The sequence below is a fragment of the Tistrella arctica genome, from assembly GCF_039630945.1.
In the GTDB taxonomy this organism is placed as follows: Bacteria; Pseudomonadota; Alphaproteobacteria; order Tistrellales; family Tistrellaceae; genus Tistrella; species Tistrella bauzanensis.
The window spans coordinates 1-17245 of record NZ_JBBKTV010000005.1 but is presented as its reverse complement, the minus strand read 5'-3'; the positions used below and the strand labels follow the sequence as shown (position 1 = coordinate 17245).

13 protein-coding genes are annotated in these 17245 nt (G+C 67.7%); all 13 read left to right on the top strand.

Annotated elements, in window-relative coordinates; genetic code table 11:
• The first annotated feature begins 1 nt into the window (after window position 1).
• Entirely contained in the window at window positions 2-376 is a 375-nt protein-coding gene (locus WG924_RS11950; RefSeq protein WP_345933267.1) for a head decoration protein, read from the top strand.
• 58 nt (window positions 377-434) lie between these two features.
• Window positions 435-1460 (top strand): major capsid protein, encoded by a 1026-nt coding sequence (locus WG924_RS11945; protein WP_345933266.1) that lies wholly within the window; start codon window positions 435-437, stop codon window positions 1458-1460.
• Between the two features lie 2 nt (window positions 1461-1462).
• On the top strand, window positions 1463-1807 hold the full coding sequence (locus WG924_RS11940) for a head-tail joining protein (RefSeq protein ID WP_435369387.1): 345 nt from the start codon (window positions 1463-1465) through the stop codon (window positions 1805-1807).
• On the top strand, window positions 1804-2469 hold the full coding sequence (locus WG924_RS11935; protein ID WP_345933263.1) for a DUF6441 family protein: 666 nt from the start codon (window positions 1804-1806) through the stop codon (window positions 2467-2469). The genes WG924_RS11940 and WG924_RS11935 overlap by 4 nt, the downstream gene beginning before the upstream one ends.
• A gap of 6 nt (window positions 2470-2475) precedes the next feature.
• Window positions 2476-2907 carry an acyl-CoA transferase gene (locus WG924_RS11930; protein WP_345933262.1) on the top strand — a complete coding sequence of 144 codons (432 nt, stop codon included), beginning with the start codon at window positions 2476-2478 and terminating at the stop codon, window positions 2905-2907.
• An 11-nt stretch (window positions 2908-2918) separates the two neighbouring features.
• A complete protein-coding gene (locus tag WG924_RS11925; RefSeq protein WP_345933261.1) occupies window positions 2919-3857 on the top strand; it encodes a phage tail tube protein in 939 nt (312 codons plus the stop codon).
• Window positions 3857-4345, top strand: coding sequence for a hypothetical protein (locus WG924_RS11920; protein WP_345933260.1), 489 nt, complete (start codon window positions 3857-3859; stop codon window positions 4343-4345). The genes WG924_RS11925 and WG924_RS11920 overlap by 1 nt, the downstream gene beginning before the upstream one ends.
• A 235-nt stretch (window positions 4346-4580) precedes the next feature.
• Window positions 4581-9464: a tape measure protein gene (locus WG924_RS11915; protein ID WP_345933259.1), complete on the top strand. Its 4884-nt coding sequence runs from the start codon at window positions 4581-4583 to the stop codon at window positions 9462-9464.
• Between the two features lie 101 nt (window positions 9465-9565).
• Window positions 9566-9895 (top strand): hypothetical protein, encoded by a 330-nt coding sequence (locus WG924_RS11910; protein WP_345933258.1) that lies wholly within the window; start codon window positions 9566-9568, stop codon window positions 9893-9895.
• A gap of 68 nt (window positions 9896-9963) precedes the next feature.
• On the top strand, window positions 9964-10332 hold the full coding sequence (locus tag WG924_RS11905; protein WP_345933257.1) for a hypothetical protein: 369 nt from the start codon (window positions 9964-9966) through the stop codon (window positions 10330-10332).
• Window positions 10329-10802, top strand: a complete 474-nt coding sequence (locus tag WG924_RS11900) for a DUF1833 family protein (RefSeq protein WP_345933256.1) — start codon at window positions 10329-10331, stop codon at window positions 10800-10802. Before WG924_RS11905 ends, WG924_RS11900 begins: the two co-directional genes overlap by 4 nt.
• Window positions 10754-11221, top strand: coding sequence for an NlpC/P60 family protein (locus WG924_RS11895; protein ID WP_345933255.1), 468 nt, complete (start codon window positions 10754-10756; stop codon window positions 11219-11221). The genes WG924_RS11900 and WG924_RS11895 overlap by 49 nt, the downstream gene beginning before the upstream one ends.
• A gap of 70 nt (window positions 11222-11291) precedes the next feature.
• A partial coding sequence (locus tag WG924_RS11890; RefSeq protein ID WP_345933254.1) for a host specificity factor TipJ family phage tail protein occupies window positions 11292-17245 on the top strand: 5954 nt, incomplete at its 3' end.

The following is a 17245-nucleotide window of genomic DNA, read 5'->3' as shown; positions in this document are numbered from 1 at the left end:
TATGGCCTATCGGACTTTTGTGGAGCCGGTGCGCGCCGGGGCTTTCCTGCGGTCGCAGGGCCCGGGGGATATCAGCCGGGACAATGCAGTTCTTGCGTCGGGCGCCGGGGCGTGTCCGACGGGGACCGTGCTCGGGCGTGTGATGGCGACGGGCAAGTATGTGCCCCTCGACCCGGCGGCGGCGACCGGCGCGGAGGTAGCATCTGCGATCCTTTTCCGGGATGTCGACGCGACGTCGTCGGACGTGCCCTGCGGCGTGGTCGCCCGTCTCGCTGAGGTCAAGGCGGATCTTCTGGTTTGGCCGGCGGGTATCAGCCCGGAGGATAAGGCGGCGGCCATCGGGCAGCTCGCAGTGAACTTCATCATCCTTCGGTGATTCGATCTGAAGATGTGGAACGGCGGGCTTGATGCCCGCCTTCTTTTTGAGGTGCCGCATGGAAAATTTCTTGCTGGTCATGGACAACGAGACGTTCTCGAACGTCTCCATGACCGAGAAGGTGAACAGCGTCGACTATGTGCCTGGCAATGCGGGGCAGCGTGTCTTTGAGGGGCTTTTCGAGGGGATCGCCACGGATTACGCGATGGTCGAGATCGATGATCAGGGCGAACTTGATATCATTGCATCGACGGCTGAAGGCGGGGTGTCTGAGGAGACGGGCGAAGAGCAGCGGGTCCGGAAGCTCGTTGAAATCCCGTCGATCGAGACGAAAAAGAAGATCTTGCCCAATCAGATCGCGAACGTCCCCGCATTCGGGGGGGGGATGCCGGATCTGCTGTCCTCCATGGAAGACGTCGTCGCCAGTCGCATGGCGAAGGATATGGCGCGACATCAGCTCACCCGGGAAAACCTCCGTCTCGGTGCCCTCCAGGGTAAGGTCTTGGACAAGGGCGGCGGCGTCATCGCTGACCTTTTTGAGCTTTTCGGGGTGTCTGCGCCGGCCGACATGGAATACGCCTATGGCACGGATGGCGCCGACATTCAGCTGTATGCGCAGTCGGTGTGGCGCGAAATGAAGGGTGCGCTGCGGGGCAGTGCGGTCCCGCCTTCTGCCCGGATCCATTGCTTCTGTGGGTCTGATTTTTTCGACGCGGTCGTTGTCGGCGCGCGGGATGCCGCGCGGGGATGGGAAAAGGCCGAGAAGGTCATGGGCGAAAGTCATGCCTATCGGGCCTTCATGCATGCGGGAGTTCTGTTCGAGGATTATCAGGGCAGTACGAACAGTTCCGTCGGGATCGGCCCGAAGGAGGCTCGCTTCTTCTGGACGGGTTTCCCGGGTATGTATGTGGAGTGGGGAGCCCCCATCAAGTCATTCGGCATCACGAATACTATCGGGCTGCCGATGTACGCCCGTATGAAGTGGGACAGGGACTATGGGGACTGGGCGGAACTGCGCATGCAACAGCGGCCGCTGCCGATCTGCCGCCGTCCCGGCACCCTGATCCGCGGCTTCATCCCGTGATCATGGACCCCTTCGCGGCGATGACCCGCGTCCTGGCTTCCGACTCATCCATGTCCCGCCCGGCCACGTTCGTCTCCGCGGCCGGCGGGGGCGTGGAGATCCCCGTCCGGGTGATCATCTCGGAGGGGGAGCCGATCAGCATGATCGGCGGCGGGCGGATGGTCTCGCCGTCGGTCGTGATCGAAGTGGTCGCGGCCGATCTGGTCGGGATCGAGCCGGGGCCCGGCGACGTGTTCCGGGTCGCGGGCGGCGACGGTGGCGGCCCGGTGGTCGAGCATGTGGTCCGCGGGGATCCGCGTCGCGCCGTCGGCGGTGCGGTCTGGGTCTGCGAGGCGCCCCCGCGATGAGCCTGCGGCGGGCGGCGATCAAGGCCTCGATCACCGGCGGGTTCGGGCCGGCGGTGGCTGCCGCCGGCGCCCAGATGGAAGCGGCATTGACCGGGTCGGTCAGGGCCGGGGCGGTGAGCCTGCGCGATGCGCTGAGGTCTCAGATGGCCAGTAACCTGGCCGGCAAGGCTGCTGGCATGTCGAAGGTGATTGTGGCGCAGGTCTGGCCTGGCGCGGGCAAGGCCAGCATGGCACCCGCCGGCATGGTCTATATCCGGGAGCCGAAGATGCGGCCGATCATCGCGGCTCATGAGGCGGGGGCGACCATCCGCAGTCCCGTCGGGTGGTGGCTGGCGATCCCATTGCCGACGGCAGGGCATTTCGGCGGGTCTAAGCGGATCACGCCGGCCCAGTGGGAACAGCGGACCGGCGGTCGGCTGCAGATGGTCTATCAGAGCCGCCGCAGGGCATATCTGGTTGCCGATGCCCGGGTCGATACGCGCGGGCGGGCGCAGACCCGCAAGGGGCGGCATGCAGGCCAAGTACAAGGCACTGTGGTGCCGATTTTCGTCCTCGTTCCTGCGGCACGGCTGCCGCGCCGGCTTGATTGGCGCAGCCCGGCGGAAGCTGAAGTCCGGGCCTTACCAGGCCGCATTCAGGCGTCTCTGACTAAGGGGGGGTGATCCACCATGGCGATCGCTCGCGAAACCGCGATGGTGGCCTTGTCGGCTGCCATTGAGGGGGCTGTCGTGCCCCTCGGCGCCAGTTATGAGCGGGGCGCCGCGTGGCCGGAACGCGTGCCGCCGGGCGGCCGGGTGATCCTCCGCGACGGCGAGCCGGGGGAGCCGATTGTGACGATGAGCCCCGCGCGGTGGTCGTGGGACTATCGAGCGGAAGTCGAGATCTGGGCGGAAGGGGGCGACCGCTTCACCCGCGCGGCATTGCTGCTTGAGGCGATCGCCGATGCGCTTGCCGCCGATCCAACGCTCGGCGGCACGGTCTCGCATGCGGAGGCGGGCGCCTACGACCCGACCGATCAGGCGCCAACCGGCGCCGCAGCGACACGGGCGGTGAGCCTGCCTGTGGTGCTGACTTACACATCAACATCATCTCTGGGGTAAGGATTTATCTTATGGCGCGCGGATTGGGCATCAACTCGCGCCTCATTGGCGGCTTCGAGGCCACCTATGGGGGCGCTGCCACATCGTGGCGGCAGATCAGCTTTGCCGAGGCGTCCCTTGGCGAGCAGCAGGATCAGCAGCAGGACACCTTGCTTGGGCAAGGGCGGCAACCAACAGAGCCTGAAAAGGGCCTGATCACACTGCGGGGATCGGTCGTCGTGCCGGTGATGTCCGCCGACGTCGGGTGGTGGCTGAAAGGGCTTCTCGGGCAGCCGCAGACCGATGGCGATGCACCTGGGCCGTTCACTCACGTCTACCGTGGGGGCAACAGTGGGTCGTTGCCCTCGGTATCTCTTGAGTTGGGCTTCCCCGATGCGGGGCGGTTCTATCTGAACGCGGGGCTGATTGTGAATCAGATGCAGTTCACCCTTCAGCGCGGTCAGTCGCCCCGGATCACCTTCGAATTGATGGGACAATCCGAGACGCCTGGCGCGGCGACAGCGGACGAGACGCCTGGCGCGGTCAGCGATCAGGTGAAATTCGAACGTTTCCATGCTTCGGCTACGGTCGGTGGCCAGTCTGCCGAGCTGCTGGAAGCGCAGCTTACCTACGGCAATGGGGCCGAGGCTTACGATCCGATCCGGTCCGATCCAAGGCCGGCGGGCATGGATATCGGGCGGGCTGCGGTGTCTGGCTCGGTACGCGTCCGGCTCAAGGATGCGACATGGGATGCGCTGGCCGGTGCGGCGCCGTCGGCGCTGACCTTGGGGTGGTCGAGCGGTGGCACGTCGCTGACTTTCGCGATCCCCCGTGCTCACTTTGCAAAAGTTGGCAAAGAGGTCCGGGGGGCGGCTGGTGTGGACGTCACTTATCAGTGGATGGGCAGTCGCGACGCGGTCTCGCTGTCAGCCCTGACCACGACGTTGATCAATAATGAAGAGGGTTACTGATGCCGCTCATCTTGAGGAAGGGCGCTGTCGCGCCCGCATCTGTCACGATCCGCATCCCTCCGGATATCGAGATCCATTGCCGGCCCCTCGACACTCCCTTGTGGTGTCAGGCGGAGGCCATGGCGCGTGAAGTGGGTGCGGCATCGGCGGCCACTGCCGAGGTGCCGGACGGCGCCAGGATGCTGGGGCTGGGTGAATATCACCTGATTGCGGCTCTGGCCGATCTGTCATGGAGCGGGTGGAGCGGCATTATTGGCGAGGATGACAAGCCGATCCCCTTTGAGCGCGATCTGATCCGTCCTCTGGTGGACGGGTGGTGGGATATCGCGATGCTCTGGTATCGCAAGTACACCGCCACCCGGTCGGGTGAGGTGGCGGAAAAAAACGGCTTCGGGAGCGTGGCCGCTGGCACGGATGCGACGGCCCCGAATATTGCGGCCAGTGCCGCGACACTGACAGCCCCTGTTCCAGAGGCCTCCCCGGACTGACCGGGGAGCGCTGCCCTTATGACGTTCACGCACCCCGCAGCCGCGCGGGGTGGGAAGCGTGGGACATCGCGGCCCGGCTGTATGCGCAGCCGGCGCCGGCCAGCATTACGGACGGTCTGAGCCTGGCCGCTCACCTCGGATATGACGCCGAGGGGGTGGCCGATCTTCTGCCCGCGGCGATCGCGGGCATTGAAGCCGGTCTGGATGACCGGCGCCAACGGAAGGATGCCACCTGATGGCAACGGCGCCGCGATCTATCGCAATTCGAATTGGCCTGGAAGGGCGCGCCCAGATCCAGGCCGAATTGCAGCAGATCGAGGCGGCTGGGACTAAGACCATGACCGACCTTGCCGCGTCGGTGCTGGCGCCGACCAAGCGGCTGGGTGACATGGAGCGGGCCGCGGAAGCCGCGGCAGATGCGGCCCGCTCCATCAAGCCGGTGCCGGCTGCGCAGGGATCGGTGGGCAAGGCGGCATCGTCGCCTACCGGGGCGGCGGGTGCGCCCGCGACGCCTGCGCAACCGGCCGTGGCTGCCGTGTCGCGGGATGTGGCTGCGGCATCGCGTGATGCGTCGACGGCCGGTGCATCTGCGGCGGCGGCTGTCCGGTCAGTCGGTGACGCGGCCAACGAGAGCCGGGCGGACATTGAGCGGCTCAAGCGGTCGCTTGAGGCGGTGCCCGCGACGGCGCGGGCTGTCGCTGCGAGCGCTGCGGCGGTTTCCACGGTTGTTCCGGGGCGGGTGCCGGGCGCGTCTGGAACCGCGGTTGACGCGGCAACGGCTGCGCAACCGGCCGTGGCCGCAGTGGCGCGGGATGTGGCGGCAGCATCGCGGGACGCGTCGACGGCCGGTGCATCTGCGGCGGCGGCTGTTCGGTCAGTCGGTGACGCGGCCAACGAGAGCCGGGCGGACATTGAGCGGCTCAAGCGGTCGCTTGAGGCGGTGCCCGCGACGGCGCGGGCTGTCGCTGCGAGCGCTGCGGCGGTTTCCACGCTTGTTCCGGGGCGGGTATCGGGCACGTCGGGCACGACGGGTGCGGCTCTGGCGGACCCTGCGACGCTGATGCGTGGGGCGCGGGCGGCTGGTTCGGCTGCCGGCGCGTCGTCGACGGATCTGGCGACTGAATTGTCGGCCGCGGTTGTGGCTGGCAAACAGGCTGTTGAAGCCTTCAGCCGGATCGGTGCTTCGGCTAAGGCTGCCCGTGGCGAGTTGGCTGGGCTAGCCCGACAGATCGAGCGCGTTGTGCCATTGCTGGCGATGATGTCTGCGCCGCAGGTCGCTGCCGGGCCGTCCGTTGCTGTTCAGCCGGTGCGGGCGGCACCGGCGCGGCCGGTGGTATCGGCGGTGACGTCCGCGCCGGCTGTCGGATCGGCGGCATCGACAGCACCGGTGGTGCGCGGGCTGGGGGACGTCGATCGGGCTGCCGTGGCGGCGCGGTCGGCGGTAGCCGGGTTGTGGGCGGAACTGCGCGGTGGCGCGGGGGTGCTTCTGACCGTCGAGGGACTGCGGCGTGGCCTTGTTGCTGCATCGACGGCGGCCATGGACCTGGAGCGCGTCAAGACCATCCTGACGCAGGCGACCGGCTCGGCGGCCGGCGCGGCGGCGGAATACCAGTTTGTGCGAGATGAAGCGTACCGCCTTGGCCTTTCATTGGGTCAGGCGAGCTTGCAGTACGGCAAGTTTGCGGCGGCGGCCAAGGGCACGAAGCTGGAAGGGTTGGGCGCGCGCGAGGTCTTTACCGGCGTTGCCGAAGCGGCGGCGGTGATGGGCCTTAATGCTGATCAGGTCGGTGGTACTTTCACCGCCTTCGAGCAAATCTTGAGCAAGGGCAAGGTTCAGGCCGAAGAGCTGCGCGGCCAGCTGGCGGAACGGTTGCCGGGGGCATTCGGGATTGCGGCGCGCGCTATGGGGGTGTCGACCGCAGAACTCAACAAGATGATGGAGCAAGGTAAGCTTATCTCTGACGAGTTCTTGCCGCGGATGGCCGCAGAGCTGAGCGATACCTATGCCAAGGCGCTGCCTGCCGCCCTGAAATCGGCGCGCTCTGAACTGAACCGTCTGTCGAGTGCGTTGGACGAACAGAAGGCGGCGTTCGGCAAAGGCTTCCTGGGGTCGTTGACCGGCGGCCTGGACGGGATGTGGCAGACGGCATCGGCGGAAGAAGCCCTGAAGCGTGCCGAAGAGATCGGCGAGGATATCGGCGCTGTGGCTGCCCGGATGGCGCAGGTGGCTGCCTGGGCGGTGGATCATATCGACCTGTTGGCTGCTGCTGCGGGTACGCGTCTGGTCATTGCCCTGGGCCGGGCTGCGGTCGCTTTCACCGTGGACGCGGCAGCGGCGCTGCGCTCGGCGGCGGCGCAGCGCGCGGCTGCGGCGGCGGTGGCAGCGCAGGCGGCGGCTGCGGCGGCAGCAACTGCGACCACGGCGACGGCGACCGCAGCCGCCGCCGCGAACACGGTTGCGACCGTGGAGGGGGCTGCGGCCGATCGGGTGGCGACGCTGGCTGCCGGTCAGCGGTCGGCGGCAGCGCTGGGGCTGGCTGCGGCGTTGCGGGGCAAGGCCGTGGCGTCGACGTCTGCCGCTGCGGCTGCGCTGTCGTCTGCCCGGGCCAATGTGGCGGCTGCCCAATCGGCGATCACGGCCGCGGGGGCCACGGCGACGTTCGGTGCCCGTCTGGGCGCCGGCGCGGCAGCCGGCGGGATGTTCGCGGGCGGCTTGGCGGCTCTGGGTGGGCCGATCGGGCTGCTGGTGATGGGCCTGACGGTGGCGGTGCCCCTGATCTACAGCCTGTCGACGGCAGAGGACCGGGCGACCGATGCGGCCCGGGCGCATGCCGACCAGATCGAGCGGATGACAGATGTTAACCGCCAGTTGATTGGCGCATCGAAAGACAAACAGCGGGAGCTATTGAAGGAGCAGGAAATCATTGCCGCCAAGGCGCGGGCGGAGATGGAGATCCAGCAAGGTCAGCTCGACATGATGCGGGCGGCGCAGGCTGCCGCGCTGGCGCCGCGGCAGGCTGAGATCGCGCAGCGGCGGGACCAGTCCTCGCGCCTGTGGATGCGCGGGCAGGTGACGGACGAGATGGCGGCGATCGACATGCCGCTCCCGTTCAAGCCCGAAGACATTGCCGGTCAGGAAAAGCGGGTCGGCGATCTTGTCCAGACCTATCAGACGCTTGCGGATGCAATCCGGTCGATCCGCGACCTGATCGACGGCCCGGCCGGTGGCGGTGGGGTTGGCGACGGCGGCAAGGACAGCGAGATCAAAGCGGGGCGCGAAGCGATCGAGGCCCTGATCCGAGACCGTGAGGCTGCGGCCAAGCGGCTGCGGATGATCGACCTTCTGGGCATGGACACCGACCCGGCGCGGGAGGCGGATGCACGGCGGCAGTTGGACGCCCGGTTGCGGGCCGAAGAGGTCGTGGCCAAGGCCTCGGCAGACCGTCGGGCGGCAATGGCATCGGCGCTGGATGCGGCGCAGGTTCCGGCCGGGCCGCTGGTCGACCGGGTGGCGGGGGTGATCGGGCAGACCGGCGAGACCGAAAAGGCGCGCGAGGGCGTGGAACTGCGCCGGCAGCAACTGTCAGATCAACGGCAGGAACTGGCGGTGGCGCAGGCGCGCGCGGAGGTGGCCGGGTTGCCGGTCGCACAGCGTGAACGGGAGCTGAAAATCACGCAAATGGTGCTGGATGCGCAGCGCCAGGGTGTGGCGCTGACCAGTGATGAGATTGCACAGCGGCGGCAGATTGAGGCCGACCGCGCGAAGGCTACGGCGAAGGAATGGAGGGGCAATCAGACTGCGGACCTGGAAGACGAGCTGCAATTGGCGCGGGAGCGGCGGGAGGTTGCCGCTCTGAGCGTGCGGGATCGTGAGCGCGAGCTTAAGGTCATTGATCTGATCGCGGCGGCCAGGCGCGAGGGCGTCGACCTGACGGCGGTGGAGATCGCGGGCTTTCGGGCGCGGATCGCCGAGATCGATGCCATCGATCTCGCGACGCAGCGGGTGACGTCTGCACAGGATTTCCTCGCCGATAGCGGGGAGCGGGCGTTCGACCGGATCGGATCGTCGATCACCGACGCTTTCACGCGTGGCGAGGGGGCTGCGATCGACTTCGGGAGCGTCGCGCAGGGGGTAATTTCCGAGGTCTTGCAATCGTTCATCCAACTCGCCGCAATCAATCCGGTGAAAAATGCATTGTTCGGGACGAATAGTCCGGTCCTGTCCGATGTCGGCGGGTTGATCGGCAAGCTGTTGGGTGGCGGCTCGTCGACGGCGACCGGCCCATATGTCGCCACGCCTGACCGGGTGACACCGCCGGTACTGGGCGAGATCTGGCATGACGGTGGTGTGGCCGGCGGATCTGCTGTTTCGACGGCTGTGGCTGTCGAGGTCTTCGAGCGCGGGCGCCGTCGTCTGGTGGATGGTGAGCTGTTCCGGGGGGCGTGGGCTGGCACGGGGCTGGTGCCGGAGCGCGCGGCCGGAACGGGGCTGCGGGCCGGCGAGGTGACCGCGCGCTTGACGCGGGGCGACGAGGTGCTGACGCGCGATGATCCGCGGCACCGGGCGCAGATGGCGCAGCGGGCGGCGGTGGCCACCATTGTGCATGGTGGTGATGCCCGGATGCCGGCGGTGACGTCGGGGGCGGTCGATCGTCCGGCTAACCCCCGGATATCGGCGGTGACCGATCATGCGGCGCGGCCGACGGCGGGGCGTGAAGTGCTCGCGCTGCTGCTGGCGGGCGAAGAGGTGGTGAGACAGGACGACCCGCGACACCGCGATAATCTGACCGCGCGGCCGTTGCTCTATCACACCGGCGGGGTTGCTGGGCATCCGGCCGATGAACGGCCCTGGTCGCTGCCGCCGGCGCCGTCGCGGGTGGCGACCGGTGGTGGGGCGGGTGGCGCTGGGCGGGGTGATGTCGTCGTTCAGGTTATCGACCAGCGCCGCACTGACGGCAAATCGGCTGCCGGCGACGGGGTGCAGGTTCAGCGCGGTAAGGATGGTCAGGGCCGCGAGGTGATCAAGGTCGTGATCGCCGAGGTGCGGCGGGGGATCGAGACCGGGCAGTTCGACCGGGCGATGTCCAGCAGCTACGGGCTGCGTCGGGTCGGTCAATAACCATCAGAGGTTGTTCCTCTGATGTGTTGCAACATCGAAACAGTTGACCGCGTGGGTTGCGTGATAGATGATCCTACCCACGTAGTCAGAGGGGGAAGGAAATGGACGGGCGATTTAATGCGGTCTTGATGGAGGAAGGGGCGAGTGACCCTCTGTGCCTGCCTTTCATTCGTGACGATGATGCAGATTGCGACGATGACTTTTCTTCCCGTCGCAATTATTGGCACGTCACACCTTCTGGTGATGACGATGCGGATGCCGATCTGGGGCGGCAGTATGCCAGCCTGCTGGTGGAGCACCTGCGCACGGGTGGGTCAGCGGCTGGCAGCTTGTCATATGTGATCGAGGATATGGTCAAGGCAGGCCGATGGTCGGCCCTTGAAGAAGCCTTCGCCGATGAACTGGCGGCGAGGCTGGTGCCGATCCCGTAGGCGCGGACGGATATTTGGTGTTCAAGGGGCTGCCGGTGGGCGGCCCTTTCTTTTTGGGGTGATGCGAGATGAGCGATCCGGTCTGGCCTGAAGCGTTGCCGCAGGCGCCGCAGCGGGACGGCTATCAAGAGAGCACGCCGGATGTGCTGCTTGAGAGCAAGCCGGATATCGGACCGGCCAAGACGCGGCCCCTGGCAACGTCGGGCGAGGCGGCCTTGACGGTGCGGTATCGGATGAGCGGCGTGCAGCTCGTCACCTTCAGGGCGTGGTTTTCGACCACCTTGGCGCATGGCGCGCGTCCGTTCGTTTGGCCCGACCCGGTGAGTGGCGAGGTGGCGCGGGTGCGGATCACCAAGCCGGTGCCGGCCTGGGTACCGGCGGCAAATCTGGCGGATCGGTGGGATCTGACCATCAACCTGATGAGGCTGCCGGCATGACCAGTGAGATTGCCCGGGCCGCGGGCCATGCCCCGAACACGGATCAGGTGTGGGTGGTGCTTCTGACGCTCGACCATCCTGATATGCCAGAGGATGTGCGGCCGTTCCGGTTTGCGCAGGCATCTGACGACCTGATCAGCCGGGGCATGCGGTTTCTTCCCTACCCCTTCGCATTCGGTCTGCCCGCATCGGACGGCGAGACGCTGCCGCAATCGCGCCTCACCATCGACAATGTCGACCGGCGGCTGATCACGACGGCGCGGTCGCTTCAGGGGCCGGTGGCGGTGACGATCGAGGTCGTGCTTGCTTCGCAGCCGGACGTGGTTGAACAGCGGTGGGATGGCATGCGGATCGTCCGCCTTGAGACGGACCGGATGCAGATCACCGGCAGCCTGTCATACGAGGATGTGCTGTCGGCGGCATGGCCGGTGGGCGAGTTCACGCCCACCGAATTTCCGGGCCTATTCTGATGGCAGAAAAGGGCGGAAATCTGCCATTTCCTGAGTGGGCGAGTTTTTACGTCGGTATTCCCTTTGTCGTCCACGGGCGGGATCGGGTGCAGGGCGTGGACTGCTGGGGGCTTGTCCGCATGGTCTATGCCGACCGCTATGGCATCGACCTGCCCAGTTGGGCGGATGCCTATGACGATCTGGATGACCGGCGCGGCATCGCGGCCGTGGTGACCGATGAGCGGCGGGTGTGGCGGGTCGCCGACCGGCCGGCCGAAGGGGATGTGATCCTGATGCGGGCTGGTGATCTGCCTCATGTCGGGGTGTGGCTGACGCCCCGGCGGATGCTGCACACCCGCGAGCGGGTGGGCGCGCGGGTCGGCTTCATCGGCGGCGAGTTTTTTGCAGTGGAGGGGGTCTTCCGGCATGTCGGCCGCTGACGAGATCAAGGTGCCTGCCCCGGTTTCAGTGATTGCGCGGCCCCTCCCCTTCCATGCGGGTCATCGTCGTTTGGAGCTGCCTGAGGGGGCGACGCTCGCCGAGATGGTGGCGGCGGCCGGTATCTCAGGGGTGCGGTTGACTGCCACCCATGTCGAGATCGGCGGTCACATGATCCCGCGCGACCGGTGGCATCGGGTGCGTCCGCGTGCCGGCATGATGGTGACGGTGCGGGTGCTACCCTTGGGTGGTGGTGGTGACGGCAATAAAGTGGTGCGGTCACTGCTGATGATTGCCGTCGTCGCCGCAGCGGCATGGCTTGGTGGCCCGCTAGGCGGGTTCATCGCGGGTGAAATTGGAATAGGTGTCGAGGTCGCGACGGCACTTGCTGTGACTGCCATTACGACCGTTGGCAGTCTGCTGGTGAACGCGCTGGTGCCGCCGACGCAGCCGCGTCTGTCGACGGCGACCGGTGATGGCGTAAAGACCTATGGGATCAGCGATCTGCGCAATGTCGCAGACCCGTGGGGGACTATCCCGAAGGTCTACGGCCGCATGCGCGTGTGGCCGAAACGGGCGGCGAAGGTTGTTACGGAAATCGTCGGCGATGACCAGTATCTGCGCGTGCTGCTGTGTGCGGGCTACGGCCCGCTGCTGATCAGCGAAATCAAAATCGGCGAAACCCCGGTCGGGGATTTCGAGGATGTGGAAATCGAAATTCGCGAGGGTCGGGCGGGCGACGCACCCGTCACCCTCTACACGACGGATGTGAATGAAGAGCCATTATCGGTCTTGGTCGCTAAGGATGGCGGGCCGCAGGTCCGAACCGCCGGTTCTGGCGCCGATGAAATCTCGATTGATCTAACCTGGCGCTCGTTGATTGCCCAGAACGACAAGGGCGATCAACTGAGCCGCCGAGTGGACGTGCGGGTGGAATACCGCGCGTCCGGCGCCACAGAGTGGCTGCCGGTCCCTCAGTCTGGTGATCCAAAACCGTCGACGGCGGTAACCACGACCGCGAACCTGCTGTCGCGCCGTGAATGGCGGACGGATCTGCCGATCGCGGGGCCGGTCACCCTGACCGGGCTGGGTGCCGTCGGCGCGGTGCGTCTGCGGGTTTACACCAGGCCGGCGGGCGCTGGTGCCTGGGCATTGCAGCGAGATTTCGCGGCGGATGATGTGCCGGCCGCGATTGCGGTCGCGGGCGTCGACGGCAAGGCGCTGGACATCGCGGCCGTAGCTGTGGCTGCCGACCTGCATGATACGCCGATTGTGGTGGCGCCGACCGCGTGGAGCTATCTGGCCCGCGAGGGGACAGATGGCGTCTGGCAGGTGACCGGCCGGTCGTGGAGCCCCGTGCGCCGGTCGATCCGCTGGCGCGTCCCTGTGCGTGGTCAATATGAGGTGCGGGTCACGCGCCTGACCGACGATACCGACAGCCCGCGGATCTCGGACGAGGTCTATTGGTCGGCCCTGCGGACCGTGACCGATCGTCCGCCGGTGACGCGGTCCGGGCTGGCCCTGATCGCATTGAGGATCAGGGCCACTGAACAATTGAACGGGGTGGTCGACACCCTGAATTGCATTGCGCAGGCAGTGTTGCGCGATTGGGATGCGGCAACAGGCGCGTGGATTGAGCGCGAGACCCGGTCGCCTGCGGCGGCATTCCGAGATGTTTTTCAGGGCGTGGCAACCAAGCGGCCGGTGGCGGATGCTCGCCTCGATCTGGATGCCGTTCAAGAATTAGCCGAATGGTGCGCCGAGATCGATCCTGAGAGCGGCGAGCCACGGTTCCGCTTTGACGCGGTTTATGACAGCCGCTCGACCGGCTGGGATGTTCTGCGCGAGATCGCGGCCTCTGGGCGGGCGGTGCCGTCGGTGCGGGGTGGCCTGTATTCGGTGGTGATCGACCGGCCGCAGCCGGGGCCGGTGGCGCTGATCACGCCGCGCAATGCCTGGGGCTATAGCGCGACGCGGGCGCTGGTGGATCTGCCGCACGCGCTGCGGGTCCGATATCTCAACGCCGATAAGGGCTATGAGCAGGACGAGCTGATCGTCTGCCGCGACGGCTACACCGTTGACCCGGATATTGCTGGGCTGCCGGCAACGCTGATCGAGGATATCGAGGTCACTGGCGTGGTGACCCGTCGGCAAGCCTGGGTGCTGGCCCGGCGTGCCATGGCGGAAGCCACCTTGCGTCCAGAACTGCACAGCGTCTGGCAGGACGTCGAGGCGCTGGGGCATGACCGGGGCGATCAAGTTGCGCTGGCCTATGACGTGCCCCGGATCGGGCTGGTATCGGCGCGGGTGACGGGTGTCGTCACCGATGACGAGGGCCGGGCCGTCGCGGTCGAGCTTGACGAGCCCGTCGCGATGGAGGATGGCGGGCTGTATGCGGTGCGCATCCGCCTGGGCGGGACCACGCGGCAGATCGTGCCGACGGTGGAGACGATGCCCGGCGAGACGCGGCTGTTGAGCTTCGCGGCGCCGGTGCCTGCGGTGGATGCGCCAAGTGCCGACGATCTGGCGGTGTTTGGTGAAGCGGAACGCGAGACGGTACAACTGATCGTCAAATCGATCGAGTATGGCGACAACTTGTCGGTGCGCCTGACCTTGGTGGATGCGGCGCCGGCAATTCACACCGCCGAGGATGCGCCAATCCCGGCTTATGATCCTTTGATCACCCTTGATCCGGAGGTGGTGGCGCCGGGGCAGGTGCTGGGGCTGCGGCTGGCTGAGATCGCGCGGCCGGGCGAGGCGCGGACGAGCATCCGCGCGACGTGGCAGCCGCCGGCGGCCGGGTTCGCCGGCGGCTATGAGGTCTATGGCCGTGAGGGGCTGGGGCTGCGCTGGCGGATGATCGGCGCGACGACGGCGCCGGTCTGGACGGTCACAGAACAGGCGCGGCCGGGCGAGACCTATGAAGTGTTGGTGCTCGCGGTTGGTCCGTCCGGTGCACGCACGCCCTTGCGGGATGCGGCCACGGCGCAGATCACGGCGGCCGGTGATCCGATCTACGCGCGGCCCCCGGTGGCGGTGACGCCCCGGCCGGGGATCGGACAGATCATCGTGGAGATCACGCCCACCGACGATCCGCGGGCCGTGGAATATGAGGTGGTGGTCGGCGTGGTCGACGACGTGACGCAGGGCGACTATGTCGGCCGCGTCCGGGGGACCGTGATCACCATTCCAGAGGTGCCCGCCGGCGAGGGGCGGTATGTCTGGGCGCGTTCGATCGATGCGTTCGGGCGTCCGGGGCCGTGGGCGCCGCGGCCGGTGATCCCCGAAATCCCGACCGAACCGGGGGAAGACCCTGAAGTCCCGGTCCTGCCGGACATCCCGGAAATCCCGACCAGTCCGGGGGCCGAATATCCATGGCCGACGGTGCCAGGGGTGCCGGCGGTGTCGCGCGCCGTGCTTGAGGACGATCTGAGTGCCGACGTTTCCGGCCGTCTGGACCTGATCGACCGGTCGATGGTCGGTGACGCGGCCGGCGGCCTGATGCAGCGGATCGAGACGGCCGCTGTTCGCGCCGGGGAGCGCGCGGCGGCTGCCGATCGGGATATTCGCGAAGCCCTGGAGCGGCTGGCGGTGGCGCAGATCGACGCTGCGCTGCGGGTGGTGGACACGCGCGGCCTGGTGCGGGATGCCGGGATCGAGATCGATCCGGCTGATGGGCGGGTCAAGATCCGGGCTGTCGAAGCGCTCGCGACCGACACCACGCGGCGGCTGTCGGACGTCTCTGTGGTCCTCGACGCGCAGGCGGCGGCGATCGATCTGCGGGCGACCCGCAGTGAGCTTGCTGATGTCGAGGGCGAGACCCTGACCCGGTTCGGAAGCGTTGAAGCGACGCTCGATGCGCAGGCCGGGGCCATCGACCTGCGGGCGACAAAAGGCGAACTGGCTGCGCTCGGCGCCGAGCTGCTGGAGCAGATCCAGCCGGCCGCGCGCTGGGAATACCATGACAGCGCCGAGGGCTGGGCGGCGACGGCTGGCACGCTGACACCGGGGGGCGCCGGCCTGGTGACCCTGACCGGTGCGGCGCCGGCCCGGATGGCGGTTTCGGGATTGGCGATCGACGGGGCGGCAGCATGGATTGTGGCGATCCGGCTGCGGCGCGTGGCCGGCAGTGGCTGGGGTGTTCGGGTCGGCTGGTCGACGGCATCCGGGTCGGATGAGGTGGCGGTGACAGCGCCGGCTGATCCGGCGGCGTGGTCGGTGGTGCAGGCTGTGCTTCGGGGGCGCGCGAGCTGGGACGGGCGGACCGTTCAGGGGTTGGCGGTGTCGGCCGGTGAGGCGGCGGGCGACGGCTTCGAAATCGACTTTGTCGAGGTGGCGCGCAGTGGCGCACAGGCGTTGATCCTGGACGGGCTCGAAGGCCGTCTCGGGTCAACGGAGGCGCGGCTTGACGCAGCCGAAGGCGTCATCGAACTGAAGGCGGATGTCGTGACCGTCGCCGATCATGCGGCGCGGCTGGGCAGCGCCGAAGCCCGTCTGGATGCCGCCGAAGGCGCGATCGACCTGCGGGCGACAGTCTCGGATCTTACGGCGGCACAGACCCGGATCGGGTCGGCCGAAGCCCGGATTGATGCGGCCGAAGCTGCCATCAACCTGAAGGCTGATGAGACCATCGTCACGGCGCAGGGGCAGCAGATCGCCGAGGTATCGGCGGAGCTGGATGCGATCGATGGGCGGATCTCGCTGGTCGTCTCGGACGTCATCGAGCGGGTCGATGGCGTCAGCGATGCCGCGGCGCTTGCGGCGCTGGCCGGCGCGCTGGGGCAGGCGGATGAGGGTGCCGTCCGGCGGACGGATGCGGCCATGGCGCGGCAGGATCTGACCGCGCGGGTCGACGCGGCGACGGGCGCCGTGGCCCGGTCGGTGGAACAGCTTGCGGTTCGGGTCGGCGACACCGCTGCCGAGGTCGCTGTGGAGCGGGTCACGCGCGCGAGCGAGACTGAGGCTCTGGCGAGCGAGGTCACGGGATTGCGTGCCCGGGTAGGCGTCGCGGAGGGTGAGATCGCCACGGCGACTGCGGCAATCGCGAGCGAGAGCACGGCGCGGGCCACGGCGGATCAGGCTATCGCCGAGGATCTGGTGACGCTGACAGCCGATGTGGGCGCGGCTTCGGCGGCGATCATCGCCGAGGCGCAGGCGCGGGTCACGGCTGATACGGCGCTGGCTGGCGAGGTGACCGGGATTTCCGCCCGGGTCGGGGCGGCCGAAGGGCGGCTGGGCGATGCCGAGGCGGCAATCACGTCGGTTTCACAGGCTGTCGCCGATGTTGATGCGGCCAGTGCACGGACCCGGGACCAACTCGTCGCCTATGTCGATGCCGGTGATCAGGTCGGCGCAGGTGAAGCCGACAAGGTGGCTACCGCCCTGCTGGCGTCGGTTGTCGATGGCGCGGATGCCGGTGCCGCGCGGCGGGAGGATGGTGCGGCCATCCGGCGCGATGTGGTCGCTCGCGTTGAGGCCGGCGAGATCGCAGAAGCCGCGCAGCGTGAAGTGCTGGCGGTGCGGCTTGGTGCGACCGAAGCCGGCATCGTGTTGGAACGGATCACCCGTGCGACTGAGGATGCGGCGCTTGCTGCCGATCTTTCGACGCTGGCCGCGCGGGTGGACGGTGCTGAAGCGGATATCACCACGGAGGAACAGGCGCGAGCTGATGCTGATGGTGCGTTGGCCGCGCTGGTCACCACGCTGTCAGCGCGGGCGGATGCCGCTGATGATGCGATCGCGGCAGCCGATGCGGCTGTGGTCATCGAGGCGCTGGCGCGGGCCAGTGAGGATGATGCGCTTGCCGCGCAGATCTCAACGCTGACAGCGGATGTCGGCGCGGCTTCATCGGCGATCACCGCCGAGGCGCAGGCGCGGGTCACGGCTGATACGGCGCTGGCTGGCGAGGTGACCGGGATTTCCGCCCGGGTCGGGGCGGCCGAAGGGCGGCTGGGCGATGCCGAGGCGGCAATCACGTCGGTTTCACAGGCTGTCGCCGATGTTGATGCGGCCAGTGCACGGACCCG

Bases quoted from the DNA above. Each gene is read 5' to 3' on its own strand.
- WG924_RS11950 (WP_345933267.1), top strand. From the start codon at position 2: ATGGCCTATCGGACTTTTGTGGAGCCGGTGCGCGCCGGGGCTTTCCTG.
- WG924_RS11945 (WP_345933266.1), top strand. From the start codon at position 435: ATGGAAAATTTCTTGCTGGTCATGGACAACGAGACGTTCTCGAACGTC.
- WG924_RS11940 (WP_435369387.1), top strand. From the start codon at position 1,463: ATGGACCCCTTCGCGGCGATGACCCGCGTCCTGGCTTCCGACTCATCC.
- WG924_RS11935 (WP_345933263.1), top strand. From the start codon at position 1,804: ATGAGCCTGCGGCGGGCGGCGATCAAGGCCTCGATCACCGGCGGGTTC.
- WG924_RS11930 (WP_345933262.1), top strand. From the start codon at position 2,476: ATGGCGATCGCTCGCGAAACCGCGATGGTGGCCTTGTCGGCTGCCATT.
- WG924_RS11925 (WP_345933261.1), top strand. From the start codon at position 2,919: ATGGCGCGCGGATTGGGCATCAACTCGCGCCTCATTGGCGGCTTCGAG.
- WG924_RS11920 (WP_345933260.1), top strand. From the start codon at position 3,857: ATGCCGCTCATCTTGAGGAAGGGCGCTGTCGCGCCCGCATCTGTCACG.
- WG924_RS11915 (WP_345933259.1), top strand. From the start codon at position 4,581: ATGGCAACGGCGCCGCGATCTATCGCAATTCGAATTGGCCTGGAAGGG.
- WG924_RS11910 (WP_345933258.1), top strand. From the start codon at position 9,566: ATGGACGGGCGATTTAATGCGGTCTTGATGGAGGAAGGGGCGAGTGAC.
- WG924_RS11905 (WP_345933257.1), top strand. From the start codon at position 9,964: ATGAGCGATCCGGTCTGGCCTGAAGCGTTGCCGCAGGCGCCGCAGCGG.
- WG924_RS11900 (WP_345933256.1), top strand. From the start codon at position 10,329: ATGACCAGTGAGATTGCCCGGGCCGCGGGCCATGCCCCGAACACGGAT.
- WG924_RS11895 (WP_345933255.1), top strand. From the start codon at position 10,754: ATGGCCGGTGGGCGAGTTCACGCCCACCGAATTTCCGGGCCTATTCTG.